20 protein-coding genes are annotated in these 17,873 nt (G+C 69.8%); 14 read left to right on the forward strand and 6 right to left on the reverse strand.

Features of this window, described 5'->3' with window-relative positions:
• Positions 1-140: 140 nt before the first annotated feature.
• The 3 genes from PP359_RS11810 to proC all read left to right on the forward strand — a co-directional run bounded on the left by PP359_RS11810 (position 141) and on the right by proC (position 2,737).
• Positions 141-1,136 carry an ornithine cyclodeaminase family protein gene (locus PP359_RS11810; RefSeq protein ID WP_499250663.1) on the forward strand — a complete coding sequence of 332 codons (996 nt, stop codon included), beginning with the start codon at positions 141-143 and terminating at the stop codon, positions 1,134-1,136.
• 10 nt (positions 1,137-1,146) lie between these two features.
• The gene (locus tag PP359_RS11815; RefSeq protein ID WP_112931762.1) at positions 1,147-1,827 is read left to right on the forward strand and encodes a GntR family transcriptional regulator; all 681 of its coding nucleotides are present in this window, start codon (positions 1,147-1,149) and stop codon (positions 1,825-1,827) included.
• A 76-nt stretch (positions 1,828-1,903) separates the two neighbouring features.
• Positions 1,904-2,737 carry a pyrroline-5-carboxylate reductase gene (gene proC / locus PP359_RS11820; protein WP_036321976.1) on the forward strand — a complete coding sequence of 278 codons (834 nt, stop codon included), beginning with the start codon at positions 1,904-1,906 and terminating at the stop codon, positions 2,735-2,737.
• A 98-nt stretch (positions 2,738-2,835) separates the two neighbouring features.
• On the opposite strand, the gene PP359_RS11825 is transcribed toward proC, so the two are convergent.
• The 3 genes from PP359_RS11825 to PP359_RS11835 all read right to left on the reverse strand — a co-directional run bounded on the left by PP359_RS11825 (position 2,836) and on the right by PP359_RS11835 (position 6,155).
• Positions 2,836-3,831, reverse strand: a complete 996-nt coding sequence (locus PP359_RS11825) for a type IV toxin-antitoxin system AbiEi family antitoxin (protein WP_135949868.1) — start codon at positions 3,829-3,831, stop codon at positions 2,836-2,838.
• A gap of 217 nt (positions 3,832-4,048) precedes the next feature.
• Positions 4,049-4,720, reverse strand: coding sequence for a potassium channel family protein (locus PP359_RS11830; RefSeq protein WP_036321973.1), 672 nt, complete (start codon positions 4,718-4,720; stop codon positions 4,049-4,051).
• On the reverse strand, positions 4,713-6,155 hold the full coding sequence (locus tag PP359_RS11835; protein WP_499250664.1) for a TrkH family potassium uptake protein: 1,443 nt from the start codon (positions 6,153-6,155) through the stop codon (positions 4,713-4,715). Before PP359_RS11835 ends, PP359_RS11830 begins: the two co-directional genes overlap by 8 nt.
• Before the next feature lie 70 nt (positions 6,156-6,225).
• Between PP359_RS11835 and PP359_RS11840 the strand changes: the two genes are divergently transcribed.
• The 5 genes from PP359_RS11840 (at position 6,226) to PP359_RS11860 (ending at position 7,777) form a co-directional block, all read left to right on the forward strand.
• The gene (locus PP359_RS11840) at positions 6,226-6,633 is read left to right on the forward strand and encodes an ArsR/SmtB family transcription factor (RefSeq protein WP_112931760.1); all 408 of its coding nucleotides are present in this window, start codon (positions 6,226-6,228) and stop codon (positions 6,631-6,633) included.
• Between the two features lie 108 nt (positions 6,634-6,741).
• Positions 6,742-6,933, forward strand: coding sequence for a helix-turn-helix domain-containing protein (locus PP359_RS11845; RefSeq protein ID WP_005049784.1), 192 nt, complete (start codon positions 6,742-6,744; stop codon positions 6,931-6,933).
• An 82-nt stretch (positions 6,934-7,015) separates the two neighbouring features.
• Positions 7,016-7,114 (forward strand): 30S ribosomal protein bS22, encoded by a 99-nt coding sequence (locus PP359_RS11850; RefSeq protein ID WP_003792170.1) that lies wholly within the window; start codon positions 7,016-7,018, stop codon positions 7,112-7,114.
• A 94-nt stretch (positions 7,115-7,208) separates the two neighbouring features.
• Positions 7,209-7,478: a glutaredoxin family protein gene (locus PP359_RS11855; protein ID WP_187289969.1), complete on the forward strand. Its 270-nt coding sequence runs from the start codon at positions 7,209-7,211 to the stop codon at positions 7,476-7,478.
• The gene (locus PP359_RS11860; protein WP_036321684.1) at positions 7,475-7,777 is read left to right on the forward strand and encodes a Dabb family protein; all 303 of its coding nucleotides are present in this window, start codon (positions 7,475-7,477) and stop codon (positions 7,775-7,777) included. Before PP359_RS11855 ends, PP359_RS11860 begins: the two co-directional genes overlap by 4 nt.
• A 24-nt stretch (positions 7,778-7,801) precedes the next feature.
• Here the strand turns inward: PP359_RS11860 and PP359_RS11865 are convergent, their stop codons facing one another.
• The 3 genes from PP359_RS11865 to aspS all read right to left on the reverse strand — a co-directional run bounded on the left by PP359_RS11865 (position 7,802) and on the right by aspS (position 12,217).
• Positions 7,802-9,520, reverse strand: a complete 1,719-nt coding sequence (locus tag PP359_RS11865) for an AMP-binding protein (protein WP_499250665.1) — start codon at positions 9,518-9,520, stop codon at positions 7,802-7,804.
• Positions 9,521-9,607: 87 nt separating this feature from the next.
• A complete protein-coding gene (locus tag PP359_RS11870; RefSeq protein WP_499250666.1) occupies positions 9,608-10,798 on the reverse strand; it encodes a mechanosensitive ion channel family protein in 1,191 nt (396 codons plus the stop codon).
• A gap of 78 nt (positions 10,799-10,876) precedes the next feature.
• A complete protein-coding gene (gene aspS, locus PP359_RS11875; protein WP_499250667.1) occupies positions 10,877-12,217 on the reverse strand; it encodes an aspartate--tRNA(Asn) ligase in 1,341 nt (446 codons plus the stop codon).
• 77 nt (positions 12,218-12,294) lie between these two features.
• On the opposite strand from aspS, the gene PP359_RS11880 reads away from it, so the two are divergent.
• The 6 genes from PP359_RS11880 to ccsB all read left to right on the forward strand — a co-directional run bounded on the left by PP359_RS11880 (position 12,295) and on the right by ccsB (position 17,867).
• Positions 12,295-12,951, forward strand: coding sequence for a DedA family protein (locus PP359_RS11880; RefSeq protein ID WP_039416486.1), 657 nt, complete (start codon positions 12,295-12,297; stop codon positions 12,949-12,951).
• Positions 12,952-13,017: 66 nt separating this feature from the next.
• Complete coding sequence (locus tag PP359_RS11885; protein WP_294982417.1) at positions 13,018-13,647, forward strand: histidine phosphatase family protein; 630 nt, start codon at positions 13,018-13,020, stop codon at positions 13,645-13,647.
• A complete protein-coding gene (locus tag PP359_RS11890; RefSeq protein ID WP_499250668.1) occupies positions 13,644-14,255 on the forward strand; it encodes a TlpA family protein disulfide reductase in 612 nt (203 codons plus the stop codon). The genes PP359_RS11885 and PP359_RS11890 overlap by 4 nt, the downstream gene beginning before the upstream one ends.
• Positions 14,252-15,004, forward strand: coding sequence for a cytochrome c biogenesis CcdA family protein (locus tag PP359_RS11895; protein WP_112931754.1), 753 nt, complete (start codon positions 14,252-14,254; stop codon positions 15,002-15,004). The genes PP359_RS11890 and PP359_RS11895 overlap by 4 nt, the downstream gene beginning before the upstream one ends.
• Complete coding sequence (gene resB, locus PP359_RS11900) at positions 14,985-16,751, forward strand: cytochrome c biogenesis protein ResB (RefSeq protein WP_499250669.1); 1,767 nt, start codon at positions 14,985-14,987, stop codon at positions 16,749-16,751. Before PP359_RS11895 ends, resB begins: the two co-directional genes overlap by 20 nt.
• A 39-nt stretch (positions 16,752-16,790) precedes the next feature.
• A complete protein-coding gene (ccsB, locus tag PP359_RS11905) occupies positions 16,791-17,867 on the forward strand; it encodes a c-type cytochrome biogenesis protein CcsB (protein WP_499250670.1) in 1,077 nt (358 codons plus the stop codon).
• Positions 17,868-17,873: the final 6 nt, after the last annotated feature.

The following is a 17,873-nucleotide window of genomic DNA, read 5'->3' on the forward strand; positions in this document are numbered from 1 at the left end:
GCCGATGCGTGGGTGCATTTTGTCGCGGAATTATGCGGGACTCCTTGGTGTCACGCAGAACGAGCCTCGCGGCACCCGCATGTGGTGGTGTTGTGGCCGCGACGTGGAGATCTAGATTTGGGATACCAAAAGGAGATCCGATGACCACACTCACCCTGACCTCCGCCGACGTCGAAGTTCTCGCGGATGCCGACGAGATGCGGCGTGCGATGGCGGCCGCTCACAGAGCGCTGCACGCTCATCGCGCCGTGCAGCCCCGCCCTCACCCGCTGCCGTTCGTCGGGGCGGCCGGTCCCGACGCTCCGACCGTCGTGCCGATGAGCGCCCTGTCGGAGGAGCTCGGCCTGTTCGCGGTCAAGGTGCTCGCCGATGCCCCACGCAACCGCGCGGTCGGGCTGCCCGCCCAGCGATCGACCGTGGCGGTGTTCGACGCGGCCACGGCGGAGTGCGTCGCCATGATCGACGGGCGTGCGCTGACGCGCCTGCGCACGGCGGCCGTGACGGCGCTGGCCACCGACGTCCTCGCCCGCACGGACGCGCAGGTGGCCACGCTCATCGGCGCCGGACCGCTCGCCGCCGAACACGCCCGGGCGCTCGTGCGGGTGCGGGATCTCGCGCAGATCCGGGTCTGGTCGCGCAGCGCGGCGCGCGCGGAGGCATGCGTTCAGCAGCTGCGCGCCGAGGGGATCCCGGCTCTGGTCGCCGTGACGACGGAGTCGGCTCTCGAGGGAGCCGACGTCGTCTGCACCCTGACGCCGGCGCAGGAGCCGTTCCTCTCGCGGGCGCTTCTCGGATCGGATGTCCACGTGAACGCCGTCGGCTCCCCGCCGCGGCCCATGTTCAGCGAAGTGCACGCCGACGTCTTCGCCGCCGCCCGCGCCGTCGTCGTCGACGATCCGGCTGTCGCGCTCGCCGAGTCGGGCAACGTTCGCGACGCGTGCGCGGCGGGAGCCCTCGTCCCGGAGCAGCTCATCCCCCTCGGCGACGTGGTCGCCGCGGAGCCCGGCGCCGCCCCGGGTGGGCTCACGATCTTCAACTCGGTGGGTATCGGCATCCAAGACCTCTACGCGGCGCACGTCCTCTGCGCGCGCGCGAGCGCGGTGGGCGCTGGCACAATGGTCGCCATCCGAGCATGAAGGGGACCGTATGACCGACGTGGAGGAGTCGGCCGACGATTCCCTGGCCGCAACCGCCTACCGGCGCATCCGGACGGCGATCATCCTCGGTCGTTACGCCGACGGCGCGGCGATCACCGAGGGACGCCTGGCCGACGAGCTGGAGATGTCGCGCATCCCCATCCGCGCCGCCATCCTGCAGCTGGGCGTCGACGGCTTCCTCGCGACGTCCCCGCGGCGCAGCGCCCGGGTCGTGGGGTGGGATCGCCGCGCGATCGACGAGCTGTTCGACGTGCGGCTGAGTCTCGAGTCGTTGGCCGCCCGCCTCGCCGCCCAGAACGCAGGTCGGGGCGCGTCCGTCGCGGCGCTCGAGCGCGCACTCGACGCGGCGCACGATGCCGTCACCAGCGGAGACCGCCTGACGATCGCCGAGGCCCACGCCGCCTTCCATGCGGGCATCGTGGAGATGGCCGACAGCACCCTTCTCACCTCGCTCACGCGCGTGGTGAGCGGACGTCTCGTGTGGCTGTTCTACCTCACGGGCGTGGACCGCGACGCGCGTGAGCAGTCCCACGAGCATGACGAGCTGCTGGCCGCCATCGCTGACGGCAACGCCCGTCTCGCCGAGAGTCTGGCCTTCAGCCACATCGAGAAGGGTCGCGCTCCCTCGATGGAGATCATTCTGCCGACGACCGACCTGACCGCGTTCTGACCGCGGCGGAGTTCTTCCGGCCTCGTCGGGCAGTGCTTTCTCTGCAGGCTGCTGTTTCCTCTGCGAGGATGTCAGCATGGCTTCCCCCCTCCCTTCGATCGCGATCCTCGGTGCCGGCTCGATGGGAGGCGCGATCCTGCAGGGCCTCGTCCGCTCGGGTGAGGCCCCCGCGATCACGGTGACCAACCGCACGGCTGCGCGCGCGGATGCGCTGGCGGGACTCGACGGCGTCACGAGCCTCTCGCTCGAGACCGATGGCGACGCGAACACGAGTGCCGCGGCATCCGCCGACGTCGTGCTCATCGGCGTGAAGCCCGTCATGGTCCCCGACCTGCTGCGCGAGATCGCGCCCGTGCTGCGACCGGGGGCGATCGTCGTGAGCCTCGCCGCCGGTGTGACGATCGCGACGTTCGCGTCCATCGTCGGTGAGGAGGTGTCGGTGATCCGGTCGATGCCGAACACCCCGGCGGTGGTCGGCAAAGCCGTGACCGGCCTGTCGGCGGGCCCCACGGCATCCGCGGACGAGCTCGCACTCGTGCGTCGCCTGTTCGAGACGTGCGGCGCGGTCATCGAGGTTCCGGAATCGCAGATCGATGCCCTGTCGACGATCTCGGGATCGGGTCCGGCCTACTTCTTCCTGCTGGTCGAGGAGCTCACCGAAGCCGCGCGCGGCAAGGGCTTCTCCGACGCCGACGCGCGCCTGATGGCCGAGCAGACGTTCATCGGCGCGGCGGCGCTGCTCGACGCCTCGGGCGAAGATCCCGCCGAGCTGCGCCGACGCGTCACCAGCCCGAAGGGCACCACGGAGCGTGCGATCGCGGTGCTGCAGGGCGCGCGTCTGGACGGTGTGTTCGCCGAGGCCACCGACGCCGCGCTCGCACGCGCCAAGGAGATGGCCGCCGGCGCCTGACCCCGCCCCCGCCCCACGCGCCGCGTCACGCCCGCGAGAAACCACCTTCGGCACGAGAAACCACCACCGCAGGTGTGTGTCGTCTCCCTTGTGGTTTCTCACCGCGCTCGGTGGGGGAGCGCGCGGGGCGTGTGGCGCAGGCTCGCCAGTCCAGCGCGGTCGCGCGGGCGGACGAGCCGCACGTACGCGCGCTGCAGGGCGGTGGCCAACGGTTCGACCCGCACCGCATCCGCCATTTCCCAGCGCGCGACCGGATGCCCCGCGCGGCGCAGACGGTCCTCGCGGCGCTTCTCGTCACGAAAGCGCAGCGCGGCTCCCTCGAGCGCGTCGTTGTCGCCGATCCCGTACTTGCCCCAGCCGTCGCTCTCGCCGACCGTGCGGCTGGTCGGGAACAGGAAATCCGTGCGGTCCGTCACCCCCTCGTAGCGGAACTCGGCCTGCAGCACCGGGTCTTCGAAGCCGCACCAGCGGATGACGGCGCGGCTGACGCTTTCGCCGGGCGATTCGGCGCGCGTATCCGCGTGTGCCCAGACCCACGCGAGTCGAGCGACGCCCCGACGGGAGACCTGCGACGCGGCCCGTTCCCGGAGATCGTCGACGACGAGCATGCCGCCCTGTCGGGGCGAGATCGCGGCATCCACGACGGCGAGCGCCTGCGCGGGCGGAAGCACGCGGGCAAGATCGACGACGGCATCCGCCGGCGAGGTGCACAGGATGCCGTCGACGCGCACGATCTCCCGCGCGTCGGTGCTGGTGTGCACGCACACGTCGCCGAACCGTCGGGACGCCGTGCGGTCGGGATCGAACACGTGGATATCGCGCGTCTCGCCGAACAGCGGCAGGCCGAGCAGCACCGCGGCAGACTCCAGGCACAGCACGGCGTCCGGGTGGGCGAGCGCGAACGCGTGCACCCGCAGCGCGTACCGCTGCCACGGCGCCAGCCGCGCCGCCGCGGCAGCTTCCACGTACACGCCGCGGCGCACCCGCGCGAAGCCGGGTCCGCTCACCGCCAGCCGCAGCACGCGGGCCTCGGCGGCGGTGACGAGCGGAAGCGGTGACCGGGTGGTGGCACGGTGCGTCGGCAGGTGCGGCATCCGCAGATCATGCCCCGGCGCCCGCGCCCGCGCGCCCACATCCCCACCCTCCCCGCGGCGGCCACGCCGCGAACCGCCTGGGGAGGAGCCCCCGTGCGGCGGCGAGAAACCACCGGCGCGTCGAGAAACCACGCGCGGCAGGGTTTCTCGCACCGCAGATGGTTTCTCGCGGGCGGGCGTCGCGGACGGGCGCGGCGGGCGGGCGCGGATGCCGAGGTCAGCGGTCGAGCGAGGCGAAACGCTCGATGTCGCTGTTGGTGCCCGACACGATGATGAGGTCATGGTTGGTGACGACGGTGTCGGCCTCCGCGTAGCGGAACGGCTTGCCCGGGCTCTTCACACCGACCACGGTGACGCTGTATTTGGTGCGAACGCCCGATTCGTTCAGACCGATGCCGCGGATGAACTTCGGCGGATACATCTTGGCGAGCACGAAGTCGTCGTCGAAGCGGATGAAGTCGAGCATCCGGCCGCTGACCAGGTGCGCGACGCGCTCACCCGCCTCGCGCTCGGGGTAGATGACGTGATTCGCGCCGACGCGGGCGAGGATCTTGCCGTGGCTCTGCGAGACGGCTTTCGCCCAGATCTGCGGCACCTTCAGGTCGACCAGGTTCGCCGTGATGAGCACCGAAGCCTCGATCGACGAGCCGACCGCGACGACGGCCACCTGGAAGTCCTGGGCGCCGATCTGCTTGAGTGCTTCGATGTTGCGCGCGTCCGCCTGCACCGTGTGGGTGACGCGCTCGGACCACTTCTGCACGAGCTCGAGGTTGTCGTCGATCGCGAGCACCTCGCGGTCGAGGCGGTCGAGTTCGCCGGCGCACGCGGCTCCGAAACGGCCGAGGCCGATCACCAGGACGGGAGCATCGCTCCGGATCTGCTCAACCAACGATCGGCCTTTCGACGGGCAGCGAGTAGTGCTGCGATCGGCTCGTCGCGGCGACGGCCGCGGCGAGAGTGACGGTACCCACACGGCCCATGAACATCGTCGCCGCCATGACGTAGACGGCGAGATCGGGCAGGTCCTGCGTGATCCCGGTGGACAGTCCGACGGTCGCGAAGCCCGAGACGACGTCGAAGAGCACGTACTCCACGGGGTATCTGGTGATCTGCGCGATCGTGATGGTCGACACCGCGACGATGGTCGAGCCCCAGGCCACGACCGAGAGGGCGACGCGCTGCACGTCGCTGGGAATGCGGCGGCCGAACGCCTGCACGCTGGGCCGGCCCTTGGCCTCGGACCAGACGGCGAGGGCGAGGACGGCGAGGGTGGTCACCTTGATGCCGCCGGCGGTGGATGCCGAGCCGCCGCCGATGAACATGAGCATCGAGCCAACGACGAGAGACGATCCGTGCAGCTGCCCGATGTCGATGATGGAGAAGCCCCCCGAGCGCGTCATCGCGGACAGGAAGAACGCCTGGAAGGTCGTGTCCCAGGCATCCATCCCGCCGAACGTCTTCGGGTTGTCGTACTCGAGCAGCAGGAAGACCGCGGCGCCGGCGAAGAAGAGGATGACCGTGGTGATGAGGGTGAGCTTGGCGTGCAGCGACCAGCGACGGACATGGAAATGGTGGCGCCACAGCGCGAAGATCACGGGGAAGCCGATGGAGCCCAGGAACACTCCCGCCATCAGGAGTGTGAGGAACAGGTAGTTGTGCGCGAACGGGGCGATGCCCTCGGCATTCGGAGCGAACCCGGTGTTGGTGAACGACATCGCCGCGTAATACGGCGCCTCCCACAGTGCGCTCCACGGGTCGACACCGCTCGCGAGCAGCGACGGGTACAGCAGCACGGCGAGCCCGGCCTCGATCACGAGCGTCGACAGCGCCACGGTGGCCAGAAGCTGGCCGACCTCGCCCAGGCGCACCGCCTGACCTTCGTTCACCGGTCCGCCGTGGGCGCGCAGCGGATTCGTGTCGCCCGCGGCGATCAGCTTCGCGCGCAGCCCCAGGCGCTTGGAGATGACCAGGCCGAGAATGGATGCCAGGGTCAGCACGCCCATCGCGCCCACGTTCACGCCGATGTAGACGATCAGGTGACCGAACGCACTCCAGTGCGTCCCCATGTTCACGGTCGACAGTCCCGTCACGCAGATCGTCGACACCGCGGTGAAGAGGGCGTCGGCGAACGGCGTGACCCGACCGTCGGCGGATGCCGCGGGCAGCGAGAACAGCGCGGTGAACAGCAGGATCAGCGCGAGGAAGATGCCCACCGCGAACCGCGACGGCGAGGCCGTGGTCGCGTCGCGCAGGCGATCGCGGGTCACGTCGAGTGAGCTGCGCAGAGAGCGCCATGCACGGGCACCCGCGGTGTCGCCCGTCATGGTCCGCCCCTCTCTGACGAAGAACCGTTGACATGGTACTCCGGGCCGCGACGCGGGCTAACCTATCGTCATGGCGGACATCTTCGACGTGATCGCCGACGGTACCCGTCGGGACATTCTGCAGCTTCTGCGCGAGCGCGCATCGGCGGGCGAGCACGGCACGAGCGTGTCCCACATCGTCACCGAGCTGGGCGTCAGCCAGCCCACGGTCTCCAAGCACCTCAAGGTGCTTCGCGAGGCAGAGCTGGTGACGGTGCGCGAAGAGGGTCAGCACCGCTACTACAGCCTGTCGCCGGCGCCGCTGGACGCGGTCGATGACTGGCTCGTCCCCTTCCTGGACGAAGATCTCGTTCCCGCTCCGGCAGGAGCATCGACGCTTCCCGAGCCCGCGGTGGCGGCCGCCGATCTGGTCGGGCGCGCGGCGGCATCCGCGAAGCACGCGTGGGACACCGCGTTCAAGCGCTTCCCCGGTCGCTGAGCACACGAGTCACACCGATCACACGGGTTTACACGCGGCGCACAGAGACCCTAATGTTGGTTCACAGCAATGCGGAGGCACCGCATCGGGTATCGGTGGGGGAATGGGATGCCGGACCTTTCTGACGTGCGTTTTCTGACGGTCGCGGAAGTGGCCGAGATCATGCGCGTGTCGAAGATGACCGTGTACCGTCTGGTGCACGCCGGCGAGCTCCCCGCCGTACGGTTCGGTCGCAGCTACCGCGTGCCCGAGACGGCCGTCACCGAGGCCGTGCAACGTCCTATCGCCGACGTCGGCTAGACTAATCCGAGGGCATTTTTCGAGATGCCCGTTCCCGGACGCGGCCACCCGCGTCCAGACCCCTGACATAGTGAGGTTTTCCGTGGGTTCTGTCATCAAGAAGCGCCGCAAGCGCATGGCGAAGAAGAAGCACCGCAAGCTGCTTCGCAAGACTCGCCACCAGCGCCGCAACAAGAAGTAATTCGTCGCGGCACGCTGCAAACGACACCGAGCGCCTGTCCCCGAGATCACCGATCCGGGACGGGCGCTTCGTGTTCTCCGGCAGAATGGACTGCGTGACCACCCTCACGATCATCTCCAAACCGGATTGCCACCTGTGCGACGTCGCACGGGAGATCGTCGAGACCGTGGTCGCCGACCTGCCCGAGGATGCCGTCGACGTCCGGGAGTTGTCGATCCTGGACGATCCCGCCCTCTACGCGCAGTGGTGGGAGAAGATCCCCGTCGTGCTCATCGACGATCGCCTGCACGCCCATTGGCGTCTGTCGCCGGAGCGCCTTCGGGCTGCGCTGTCGACCCCTGACCGAGAGGACACCCTCCGATGACCCTTCGCCACGTGGTCGCCTTCCGCATGGCCGCCGCCGATCCCGCCGACCGCGCCGCGCACGCCGCGGAAGCGGCTCGCCGGCTCAACGCCCTCGTCGGCGTCGTTCCGACGCTACGCGCGATGAGCGCCGGGGCGAACGTCCTCTTCCCCGATCAGAACTGGGACCTCGTGCTCGTCGCCGACTTCGAGGACGTCGCGGGCCTGGACGCCTACCAGGTGCACCCCGCCCACGAGGAGGTCGCGGCTTACATCGGCACGATCCGTGCCGATCGGGTCGCGGTCGACATCGAGATCTGAGCCGTCGAGATCTGAGCCGTCGCCTCAGCGGAAGTCGCGGTCGCTGAACTCGCCCGCAGGCCGTTCGCGCGTTGCGGCTTCCGCCGCACGCAGCTCGACGCGGCGGATCTTTCCCGAGATCGTCTTCGGAAGCTCCTCCACGAACTCGAGACGGCGCACGCGCTGGTAGGCGGAGAGGCGGGCGCGGGCGTGCGCGAAGATCTCGCCCGCCGCCGCGCGCGGGTCCGCGGCGGCCGCCGCACTCAGTCGCACGAAGGCCTTCGGCACCGCGAGGCGGAGCGGGTCGGGACTCGGCACCACGGCGGCCTCTGCCACCGCCGGGTGCTCGAGCAGCACCGACTCGAGCTCGAACGGCGAGATCTTGTAGTCGGAGGCCTTGAACACATCGTCGCTGCGCCCGACGTACGAGAGATAGCCGTCCTGGTCGCGGGACGCGATGTCGCCCGTGTGGTAGAGCCCGTCGTGCAGGGCCCGGGCGGTGCGCTCCGGTGCGTCGTGGTAGCCGTCCATCAGGCCCAGGATCGGCGTGGACACGTCGAGGCAGATCTCCCCCTCCTCCACGCCGCGCTCGCCCGTCTCCGGGTCGACGAGCACGACGGGGTAGCCGGGCAGAGGGCGCCCCATCGAACCGTCCTTCACCACCTGGCCCGGGGAGTTCCCGATCGCGCAGGTCATCTCGGTCTGGCCGTATCCGTCGCGGATCGTCGGGCCCCAGGCCGCGCGCACGCGCGAGATCACCTCGGGGTTCAGTGGCTCTCCCGCCCCCAGCAGCTCGCGCGGCGGCTTCGTGAGCAGGCTGAGGTCGGCCTGGATCAGCATGCGCCAGACCGTCGGCGGGGCGCAGAACGTGGTGACGTCGTGGGTGTCCATCACGTGCATGAGGGTCGCGGCGTCGAAGCGGTCGTACGTGTAGACGAACACCGTCGCCTGGGCGAGGAAAGGAGCAAAGAAGTTGCTCCACGCGTGCTTGCCCCAGCCGGGAGAAGAGATGTTCATGTGGACGTCTCCGGGGCGCAGGCCCAGCCACCAGAGGGTCGAGAGATGGCCCACCGGGTAGGAGACGTGGGTGTGGCGCACGAGCTTGGGCGTCGCCGACGTGGTGCCCGAGGTGAAGTACAGCAGATTGAGGTCGTCGGCTGGTGTGGGTCCCGACGGGACGAACGTCGCCGTGACCTCGTGCGACTCGTCGAACGAGAGCCAGCCCTCCGGCGCGTCGGCGCCGACGGCGATGCGCAGGATGCCGGTGGTCGCGGCATCCACCGCGCTCGCCGTCTCGGCCGGGGCGATGACCGCGCGGGCGCCGCTGTGCGCGATGCGGTAGGCGAGATCGTCGGGCGAGAGGAGGGTGGTGGTGGGGATGGCGACGGCGCCGAGCTTGGTGAGGCCGAGCATGACCTCCCAGAGCTCGATCGTGTTGCCGAGCATCACGATGACGCGGTCGCCGCGCTGCAGTCCCTGCTGGCCCAGCCAGACGGCGACGGCATCCGAGCGGCGCGAGAGCTCGCCGTAGCTCCACGACCGCGCCGCGAGGTCGGCGTCGACGATCGTGACGGCGGCGCGGTCGGGGTGCTCGCCGGCGACCACGTCGAACCACTCCAGCGCGAAGTTGAACGCGGACAGCTCCGGCCAGGCGAAGCCCGATACAGCGCCGTCGTAGTCGTCGCGATGCGCGAACAGGTGATCGCGTGCGGCGCGCACCTTCTCGGTGGCGTCGGTGGCGGGTCGGATGGGGGAAGTCGTCATGTCATCCGCGTGAGGCACTCGGTCAGGCTACGCCCTGCCGCATCCGTCGCGCGGCATGCGACACCCGCGGCGCGCTGTCGACGATCGTCACCCAGGGCGCTCGGAATCGTCGCCGGTGCCGGAGACGATGGGGATCGCCTGCGTGAACGCGCGAGCGCGCTCCTCCGCCTCGGGAGATCCGGTGAACAGCCCGGTCGATCCCGTGTCGGCGGCCGCGTCGCGAGAGGCCGGCGCGGCAGGCGGCGTCTCGGCATCCTCGATCAGCACGCGCTGCACGGGGAGAGCCCCTGGCGTCTCACGGTGCACCCAGTCGACGAGGTGCTCGCGCACGTAGCAGCGCAGGTCGAACAGCGTCGGCGCGTCGACCGCCGTGACGAGAACGCGCACGCGAATGAATCCGTTCGTGGCGTCGGTGACCTGCAGAACAGACGCGCGCCGGTCCCACAGCGGGGTCTGCTCGAGAACCCGCGCGAGTTCCTCGCGCATGCGCCCCGGCGATACGCGCCAGTCGAGGTCGAGCTCGACCGAGCCGAGCAGTTCGCTGCCGGTGCGCGTCCAGTTCTGGAATGGCTTGGTGGTGAAGTACGTGCAGGGCAGGACGAGGCGGCGGTCGTCCCAGATGTCGACGACGACGTAGCTGAGCGTGATCTCCCCGATCCGACCCCACTCGCCCTCCACCACGACGACGTCGTCCACGCGCAGGGCGTCGCTGAAGACGAGCTGCACGCCGGCGAAGATGTTGGCCAGCACCGACTGCGCGGCCAGGCCCGCGACGACGGACGCGATGCCGGCCGAGGCGAGCAGGCTCGCCCCGACGGTGCGGACGGCGGGGAAGGTGAGGAGCATCGCACCGATCGCGATGATGACGATCAACGCGATCGCCAGCCGGCGAAGGATGAGCACCTGGGTTCTGATCCGGCGGGCGACCCGGTTGTTCGGGACGTCGATGCGGTAGCGGCCCAGCGCCAGGTCGCCGGCGAAGGCGACCAGTCCGGCGAGCAGCCAGGCGCTGGCGAGGATCGCGGCGATCGTGAACAGCTGGCTGAGCAGCGGCATCCACGGGGCGTCTCCCGGAACGACCACCGCGACCGCGATCCACACTGCGAACACCAGGATGAGCACGCGGAACGGTCGCCGCCCGTGACGGATGAGGCGCGTCGGCCAGTCGGCGCGCCGCGCCATGAGGCGAACGATCAGCGTGGTCGCGACGGTGAGCAGCAACGCCGCGACCACCGCGATGGCCACCGCGATGGCGAGTTCGAGCCAGTTGTCCCACATGGAGGTCTCCTTCGGCGGGGGAGCATCCAGGCTAGGCGCGGCCCCCGGGTACGAAGCAACTCCGGCTCGGACTCCCGGTCAGGGAGCCAGGCGCGTCGGCCCGCGGAAGAGGAAGGTGACCTCGCGGATGGAGTCCTGGCCGAGCATGAGCATCAGCACGCGCGCGAGACCCATGCCGAAGCCGCCGTGGGGCGGGATGCCGTAGCGGAAGAAGTCGAGGTAGTGCTCGAGTCCTTCCAGCGACAGGCCCTTCTCGAGCGCCTGCGCCTCCAGCACGTCGATGCGGTGCTCGCGCTGCGCGCCGGTCGTGATCTCGGTGCCCTGGAACAGCAGGTCGTAGCTGTTGGTCAGTCCGGTCTCGGGGTTGCGCATGTGGTAGAACGGCCGGATCTCGGGGTGGTAGTCGGTGATGAACACGAACTGGTGCCCGAAGGTCTCCCGCACATGCGCCGAGATCTGGCGCTCGCCCTCGGGGTCGAGGTCGCCATCGGTGCGGGGGATGTCGTAGCCGCGGGCCTTCACGATCTCGCGGGCTTCGGCCAGCGGGATGCGCGGGAAGGGGAGCGTCGGCACGACGACGTCGATGCCGAACAGCTCGGCGATCTCGTCGCCGTGCTTGTCCTTGACGGCCTGGAAAGCAGCGGCAAGGAGCTCCTCCTGCATCGCCGCGACATCTTCGTACGAGTCGATCCAGCTGATCTCGGCGTCGATCGAGGTGAACTCGGTCGCGTGGCGGCTGGTGAAGCTGGGGTCGGCGCGGAAGACGTCGCCGATCTCGAACACCTTGCCGAAGCCGGCGGCCTGCGCCATCTGCTTGAAGTGCTGCGGGCTCTGCGCGAGGTAGGCCGTCTGGTCGCCGAAGTACTCGAGCGCGAACAGCTCGGCGTTGCCCTCGGCCGGCGTGGACATGAGCTTGGGGGAGTGGATCTCGACGTAGTCGCGCTCGATCCAGTACGAGCGCATCGCGTGCTCGAGCGTCGTCTGGATGCGGAAGACGAGGTTGTTGCGACGCTGGCGCAGGTCGATGAAACGCCAGTCCATGCGCTTGTCGAGGCCGCTGTCGGCGGCGATCGGCGTCTCGGGCAGGGCCGCGGCGGCGATGTCCAGGCTGGCGATCTTGATCTCGACGCCGCCGAGTTTGACGCGCTCGTCGTGCTTGAGCTCGCCGGTGACGGTGAGGAAGGTGCCGGTGGACAGCTCCGAGATGAGCGCCGTGAGGGCGAGCGCCGCGGCATCCTGCTCGGCGCCGTCGGGGTCGGGGCGCGTCGCCGGGTTGACGAGCTGGACGGCGCCGGTCTCGTCGCGGAGGATGACGAACTGCACCTTCTTCTGATCACGGACGGTCTCGACCCATCCGGACACCGAGACGGTGCCGTCTTCGCGGGACTGCAGCTGGCTGAGGAGGGTGCGTTCACTCACGAGGCACCAGTCTACGTGGAGCGCCGCACCCGGCATCCGTCCAGGCAACGGGCATCACCGCTCGCTACCGTCGAGCTATGGCGATGGCATCCGACGGCTCCTGGCTCACCGCGCTCGTCGATGCCGTCGTCGGCCTCATGAACCTCATCGGCGCGCCGGGCGCAGGGCTGGCGATCGCGCTCGAGAACCTGTTCCCGCCGCTGCCCAGCGAGGTCATCCTGCCGATGGCGGGCCTGGCCGCCGCCCGCGGCTCGTTCTCGCTGTTCGAGGCGCTGGCGTGGACCACCGCCGGCTCGGTCGCGGGCGCCTTCGCGCTCTACGCTCTGGGCGCGTGGCTCGGCATCGATCGCCTCCGCGCGCTCGTGCGACGGATGCCGCTGCTCAAGGTCGAGGACGTCGACCGCACCGTCGCCTGGTTCCAGCGGCACGGGGGCAAGGCCGTCTTCTTCGGGCGCATGCTGCCGATCTTCCGGAGCCTCATCTCGATCCCTGCGGGCGTCACGCGCATGCCGCTGTGGCGCTTCGGCCTGCTGACCTTGGCGGGATCGTTCATCTGGAACGCCGTCTTCGTCCTCTCCGGCTATCTGCTGGGCGATCAGTGGCACATCGTCGAGGAGTACGCGGGTGTGCTGCAGTACGCGGTGATCGCGGTCGCGGCGACGGCCCTCGTCTGGTTCACCGTGAACCGCGTGCGCCAGCTGCGCGGTGCGTCGGCCGACAGCGACCCGGCCTGACACGGAGCCCCCGGAGCGGTTCCGCTCTCAGCCCGGCCACAGATGTGCCCCGCGTAGACTGGCGGGGTGCCCGCTGACCGCCTCCACCTCGTGCGCCACGGCGAGGTCCACAATCCCGGGCGGGTGCTGTATGGGCGACTTCCGAACTTCCGGTTGAGTGCCGCCGGGCGTGAGATGGCTCGCAGCGCCGCCGCCCACCTGCAGGGGTCGGGCCGCCCGGTGAGCGCCCTCTACGCCTCGCCGCTGCAGCGCACCCAGGAGTCGGCGGAGCCCGTCGCCGAGGCTTTCGCACTCGACCCGATCATCGACGAGCGCGTGATCGAGCCCACCAACGTCTTCGAGGGCAAGCGCATGACGCGCGCCGTGCTCAACCCCCTCAACTGGCGGTATCTCGCGCGTCCCGAGATCCCCAGCTGGGGCGAGCCGTATGCGCAGGTCGTCGCCCGCATGGATGCCGCGATGAGCGAAGCCTGGAACGACGCCGACGGTGGCGACGTCGTCATCGTCTCCCATCAGCTGCCGATCTGGGTCACGCATCTCTCGGTGGCCGCTCAGCCGCTGCGTCACGATCCGCGCAAGCGCCGCTGCGCCCTGTCGAGCATCACGAGTTTCGAACGCGCCGGCGGCCGCTGGCGCGAAGTCGACTACGTCGAGCCGGCCACGACGGCTCACGCGGTGGATGTGGGAGCGGTATGAAGCATCGGACGACCGCGCGGCTGGCGGCATCCCTTCTCGCCCTGGCGCTCGGCGCGGGCTTGGCGGGATGCAGCAGCGCGAATGACGACCTCGCGAACCAGTACAAGCAGGGCGACGGCAAGGGCTACATCTCCGGCGACGGCAGTGTGCAGGAGATCGCGCCCGGCGACCGCGGCGGTGCGGTCTCGTTCAGCGGCACCGCGGTCGACGGGGCCAGGGTGACGAATGCCGACTACGCCGACAAGGTGCTGGTCCTCAACTTCTGGTACGCCAACTGCGGCCCCTGCCGCGCGGAGGCGCCGACGCTCGAGAGCACCTACCAGGCGGTACAGCCGTCCGGTGCCGAGTTCCTCGGTGTGAACATCTACGACGGGCCCGAGGGCGCGAAGGCGTTCGACGAGAAGTACAACATCACCTACCCGTCGCTGCTCGCCAAGGACGACGCCGACCTCAAGCTCGCGTTCGCGTCGTGGACGCCGCTGCAGTCCGTGCCGATCACCCTCGTGCTCGATCGGCAAGGCCGCGTCGCGGCGCGATTCATCGGCCGTGTCGAGAGCGAGTCGATCCTCAAGACGATCATCAACGACGTCGTCGCGGAGACCACGTGAGCGACGTCGTCTTCAGCGGCGCGCTCTGGCTCGCGATCCCCATCGCGATGCTCGCGGGTCTCGTGTCGTTCCTGTCGCCGTGCGTGCTGCCGCTCGTGCCCGGCTACCTCGGGTTCCTCGGCGGCGCCTCCGGGGGAGCCGGCAGCCGCAGCGGTCGTCCGACGCGCACCGGCCGCGGCCGGTTGCTGCTGGGGGTGGTGCTGTTCATCGCCGGGTTCACGGTCGTCTTCGTCGCGATGGGGGTGCTCGCCGGAACCCTCGGCCGCTTCTTCCTCCAGTACGGCGAGGTGCTCACGCGCGTGCTGGGCGTCGTCGTGATCATCATGGGCCTCGTCTTCCTCGGTCTGTTCGGCTTCGCGCAGCGCACGATGAAGCCGCAGGTGCGCAGCGGTCTGGGACTGGTCGGCGCGCCGCTGCTGGGCGTGGCGATGGGCATCGGCTGGGCGCCGTGCATCGGCCCGACCTACGCGGCGATCCTCTCGATCTCCCTCACCCAGGCTGACCCGACCCGCGCGGTGCTGCTCGCCGTCGCGTACTCGCTGGGACTCGGCATCCCGTTCCTGCTGCTCGCGGTGGGCTTCGGCTGGGCGACCCGCTCGGTGGCGTTCCTGCGTCGCCACATCCGCGCCGTCAACATCATCGGCGGCGTGCTTCTGATCGTGCTCGGGCTGCTCATGGTCACCGGGCTCTGGACCGCGGCGATGTCGCAGCTCACGGGGGTGATCGGCGGTGTCGAACTCCCGCTCTGACGGCACGGGCACCAGCGATCCGCTGCGTCCGGCCGACCACGCGGATGCCGCGACGCCCGCCGCCATCGCCCAGCCGCAGCTGGGCGTGATCGGCTGGCTGCGGTGGGGCTGGCGGCAGCTGACGAGCATGCGCACGGCGCTCGTGCTGCTGCTGCTGCTCGCGATCGCGGCGATTCCGGGTTCGATCGTGCCCCAGCGCACCGCCGACCCCAACGGCGTGCTGCAGTACAAGACCGACAACCCGGGCCTGTTCCCGATCCTCGACGGTCTGCAGCTGTTCGACGTGTACTCGTCGGTGTGGTTCTCGGCGATCTACATCCTGCTGTTCATCTCGCTGATCGGCTGCGTGATCCCGCGCACCAAGCACCACTTCAACGCGCTGCGTGCCCGCCCGCCGCGCACGCCCGCGCGCCTGTCGCGACTCGACGATCACGCCGAGGCGGAGCGCATCGTCGCTCCGGGGCAGGATGCCGAGGCGGCCGCCGTCGCCGCGGTCGAGCTCGCCCAGGCCCAGCTGCGCAAGGCCGGCTACCGCGTCGAGCGCTATGACACCGCCGCGACGGCGAAGCGGCCCGCGACGGCATCCGTGTCGGCCGAACGCGGCTACGCCCGTGAGACCGGCAACCTCGTCTTCCATGCCGCGCTCGTCGGCGTGCTCATCTCGGTCGGTGTCGGCGGGGGGCTCACCTATACGGGCCAGACCGTCATCGTCGAAGGCGACAGCTTCGTCAACTCCCTCGGGCTCGGCTACACCTCGTTCAACCCCGGTCGCTTCGTCGACACGAACGCGCTGCCGCCGTATTCGCTCACCCTCGACAGCTTCGACGTGAATTACGTGCCCATCGGGCAGGCCGGTCAGGGGCAGGCCGGGGACTTCGCCGCGAACCTCACCACCCGCGAGCCGGGACACGACCCGCAGCAGCAGACCGTGCGGGTCAACCACCCGATCGACATGGCCGGCGACCGCGTCTACCTCATGGGCAACGGCTACGCGCCGACCATCACGGTGCGAAACCCGTCGGGCGACGTCGTGCTGCACGAGGACGTCGAGTTCCTGCCGCAGGGCGCGACGATGACCTCGCTCGGGGTCATCAAGGTTCCCGACGGGCTGTCGCAGCAGGTCGGTCTCGTCGGGTTCTTCTATCCGACGGCGGTCAAGATGGACACCGGTGCGCTGACGTCGTACTATCCGTCGCTGGCGAACCCCGTGCTCACCCTCGACGTGTACACGGGCGACCTCGGCATCGACGACGGCACGCCCCGCAACGTCTACGCGCTGGATGTCAGCGGCATGACGCAGCTGACGGGCCGCAAGATCGACGTCCCCTCGCTCGAGCTCGCACCGGGGCAGACCGTCGATCTGCCGAACGGTCTCGGCACGATCACGTTCGACGACGCGAAGGCCAGCGGGGCTCGCGAGCAGGTCAAGCGCTACGTGTCGCTGTCGATCCACCGCGACGTCGGCGCGCCGTGGGTGCTCGGATTCGCGATCGTCGCCCTGACGGGACTGCTCGCGGCGCTGTTCATCCCGCGCCGGCGCATGTGGGTGAAGGCCACGCCGGGTGACGGTGTGGTGCACCTCGAGTACGCGGGTCTGGCGCGTGGAGAGGACCCTGCGATCGCGGTCGCCGTCGCCGACCTCGTCCGCGACCACGGCACGGCAATGGACGCCGCGGGCACGGCCGGGTCGGCGGGCGAAGCGGTCGCGGCATCCGAGGGTCGGGCTGGCGGCCCCGGCCGGTCGTGACCGGTCCGGCCCACAGCACGCCGACGTAGACTGATCGTCATGCCCGACGGCCTCCCTCTCGACGAAATCTCCCGGCTCCTCGTCTGGACCGCGGTCGCGATCTACGCGCTCGCGTTCATCGCCTACGCGATCGACCTCGGACGCCGCTCCGACATCGCCATCCAGCAGAAGGATGCCGCGAAGCAGCGCGAGCTGGTCGGCGCGGTCGCGGGCGTCTCGGCATCCGGGTCGACCGCGCTCGGCGGGTCTCTCGATGAGATGCGGGCCGAGCAGCAGGCGGCCAAGGCGGAGCTGGAGGCGCCGCTGGCTCGTCGCACGCGATACCTGTGGGCGCGCATCGGCACGTCGCTGACGGTGCTCGGCTTCCTCTTCCACGTCGCCGGCGACGTGCTGCGCGGCGTCGCCTCGGGCCGCGTGCCGTGGTCGAACATGTACGAGTTCGCCCTCACCGGCACGATGCTGATCGTCGCCGTCTACCTGGTCGTGCTGTTCAAGTACGACCTGCGCTTCCTCGGCACCTTCATCACCGGGCTCGTCGTCGTGCTGCTCGGCGGCACCGTGATCTGGTTCTACACCGCCGTCGTTCCCCTCTCGGATCCGCTGAAGAGCGTGTGGCTCGTGATCCACGTGTTCGTGGCGTCACTCGCGACGGCGCTGTTCGCGCTCGCTTTCGCGCTGTCGGTGCTGCAGCTGATGCAGACCCGCCGGGAGCGGCTGGCGATCGCGGCGTTGTCCGCATCGGACGAGGCCGCCGCCGCCGCGCCGCGCCGCCGCGGCCTGCGCTTCCTGCGGACGCTGCCGGCCGGCGACGTCCTGGAGGCGCTGGCCTACCGCTTCACGATCATCGGCTTCATCTTCTGGACCTTCACCCTCATCGCCGGATCGATCTGGGCCAACGACGCGTGGGGACGCTACTGGGGCTTCGACACGAAGGAAGTGTGGACCTTCGTCATCTGGGTGCTCTACGCCGGTTACATCCACGCGCGGGCGACCCGCGGCTGGCGAGGCACCCGTTCGGCGTGGCTGTCCATCGTCGGCTTCGCCGCGGTGATGTTCAACTTCACGATCGTGAACCTGTTCTTCAAGGGCCTGCACGTCTACAGCGGCCTGAACTGAGCCCGC

The sequence above is a fragment of the Sphingomonas sp. BLCC-B65 genome, from assembly GCF_028550675.1.
Classification (GTDB): domain Bacteria; phylum Actinomycetota; class Actinomycetes; order Actinomycetales; family Microbacteriaceae; genus Microbacterium.

Bases quoted from the DNA above. Each gene is read 5' to 3' on its own strand.
- PP359_RS11810 (WP_499250663.1), top strand. From the start codon at position 141: ATGACCACACTCACCCTGACCTCCGCCGACGTCGAAGTTCTCGCGGAT.
- PP359_RS11815 (WP_112931762.1), top strand. From the start codon at position 1,147: ATGACCGACGTGGAGGAGTCGGCCGACGATTCCCTGGCCGCAACCGCC.
- proC (WP_036321976.1), top strand. From the start codon at position 1,904: ATGGCTTCCCCCCTCCCTTCGATCGCGATCCTCGGTGCCGGCTCGATG.
- PP359_RS11825 (WP_135949868.1), bottom strand. From the start codon at position 3,831: ATGCCGCACCTGCCGACGCACCGTGCCACCACCCGGTCACCGCTTCCG.
- PP359_RS11835 (WP_499250664.1), bottom strand. From the start codon at position 6,155: ATGACGGGCGACACCGCGGGTGCCCGTGCATGGCGCTCTCTGCGCAGC.
- PP359_RS11840 (WP_112931760.1), top strand. From the start codon at position 6,226: ATGGCGGACATCTTCGACGTGATCGCCGACGGTACCCGTCGGGACATT.
- PP359_RS11845 (WP_005049784.1), top strand. From the start codon at position 6,742: ATGCCGGACCTTTCTGACGTGCGTTTTCTGACGGTCGCGGAAGTGGCC.
- PP359_RS11860 (WP_036321684.1), top strand. From the start codon at position 7,475: ATGACCCTTCGCCACGTGGTCGCCTTCCGCATGGCCGCCGCCGATCCC.
- PP359_RS11865 (WP_499250665.1), bottom strand. From the start codon at position 9,520: ATGACGACTTCCCCCATCCGACCCGCCACCGACGCCACCGAGAAGGTG.
- PP359_RS11870 (WP_499250666.1), bottom strand. From the start codon at position 10,798: ATGTGGGACAACTGGCTCGAACTCGCCATCGCGGTGGCCATCGCGGTG.
- PP359_RS11880 (WP_039416486.1), top strand. From the start codon at position 12,295: ATGGCGATGGCATCCGACGGCTCCTGGCTCACCGCGCTCGTCGATGCC.
- PP359_RS11890 (WP_499250668.1), top strand. From the start codon at position 13,644: ATGAAGCATCGGACGACCGCGCGGCTGGCGGCATCCCTTCTCGCCCTG.
- ccsB (WP_499250670.1), top strand. From the start codon at position 16,791: ATGCCCGACGGCCTCCCTCTCGACGAAATCTCCCGGCTCCTCGTCTGG.